Origin of the sequence: Paenibacillus antri (genome assembly GCF_005765165.1) — a bacterium.
In the GTDB taxonomy this organism is placed as follows: Bacteria; Bacillota; Bacilli; order Paenibacillales; family YIM-B00363; genus Paenibacillus_AE; species Paenibacillus_AE antri.
This window is the reverse complement of record NZ_VCIW01000051.1, coordinates 1-1,447: the sequence shown is the minus strand read 5'-3', so window position 1 is coordinate 1,447 and position 1,447 is coordinate 1. Positions and strand designations below refer to the sequence as shown.

General features: G+C 45.5%; 1 protein-coding gene. It reads right to left on the bottom strand.

Features of this window, described 5'->3' with window-relative positions; genetic code table 11:
• Positions 1–17: 17 nt before the first annotated feature.
• Complete coding sequence (locus FE782_RS31935; RefSeq protein WP_238392740.1) at positions 18–1,199, bottom strand: IS3 family transposase; 1,182 nt, start codon at positions 1,197–1,199, stop codon at positions 18–20.
• Positions 1,200–1,447: the final 248 nt, after the last annotated feature.

Sequence of the window (1,447 nt, the reverse complement as noted above, 5' to 3'; positions counted from 1 at the left end):
AAGAAAGCCCTCGGCGGCTAAGCCGCCAAAAGATGACTCCTGTATTCATTGGGGGTCATCTTTTTTAATGACCATTGGTAGCGCCCCGTATTGTAATACGAGATGTATTGATCTACAAGTAAGCGTAGTTCCTCGATCGAATTGCAATGTTGGTAATCAAGTTCATCTTTTAAATGACCAAAAAATGATTCCATCGGTGCGTTATCCCAACAGTTCCCCTTACGAGACATGGATTGTTTAAAACCATTCTTCTTAATTAGATTTCTGATCCTGGGGTGTGTATAATGCATCCCTTGATCAGAATGGAAAATTGCTTCAGGATGTATATTGCCTGAGAGACGATCACAAAGAAGGTCCAAAGTTCTCTCCACAATTGATAGATCAAGTGAAGTGGAGAGGTAGTGAGCCAGGATCTCCTTCGTTGCCCCATCCTTTACACAGGAAAGATACGCCCACTGGCCCCTACCGTACCGCATGTAGGTTATATCCGTTAGAAGGACCTTTTGAGGCTCACCTTGATCAAAACAGCGATCCAACGAATTCGGGCAAGTGGAGTGTTCATGCGTTGCCTTCGCCATCTTACGGTAAGGATTTAATTGACGAACTTTTGCAACAAGGCGATATTTACGCATTAGTCGGCGGATCTTCTTATGATTCATTACAATACCATCGATTCTCTCCAAGCGCATTTTAATAACCAGAGCGCCTGCTTTGCCATCCAGAAAATCAAAGTGGGACTTAATGAGTTGGAAGTCCCGTTCATCAGTATGGTCCTGCTGCTGCCTGTGCTCCTCGGCTAATAACCAACGATAGTATCCGCTTCTGCTCACCTCTGCAAGCCGGCACAGATACCTCGTCATGCCCTTCAATCGATATTTCTGAAGAACCTGCTTAATGAGTTGGAAGCGCTCGGAAGAGGAGAGTGTGCTATGATTTCTTCTTTCGAGCGCTTCGAGCTTTTTTAGCAACTCATTCTCCGCTTCAAGAAGTTTGATTTTTGCTTCGGCCTTCTTTAGCTTTTCCTCCACCGATAGCTCACCAGCAGGCTTCCTCCCAATGGAACCCTTCCCTCTACGCTCTTCCAGCAGCCCTTCCTCCCCGTATTTCGCGTAAGCGGTACGCCAACGTTTCAAGCACCATTTCGGCGTTTTAGGGCCAATTACAACAGTGTCGAACCCGCCATTAATGAATATCTCCATGGGTGCCGCTCCGTCGTTATATGCCATTACGGCGGCCAACTTAAAAACAGGTGAGTATGTAATGCTCTTCTCAGAGATCTGTTGAACATTAGGGTTTCCCTGTAATTGCCGTATGTCTTGCGTTGAAAACTTTATTCTCGATTTTATCATGGTGTCAGCCCCGCATCCTCGTGTAGTCTGATTAAAACACAAATGACCCGTAAGAGGGTCACTTTTTTCAAAGTGTCCATCTTACGGGTCACAGTTCA

What these genes read in the sequence shown, in the direction of transcription:
- FE782_RS31935 (WP_238392740.1), bottom strand. Translation starts at nt 1,199, where the DNA reads ATGGAGATATTCATTAATGGCGGGTTCGACACTGTTGTAATTGGCCCT.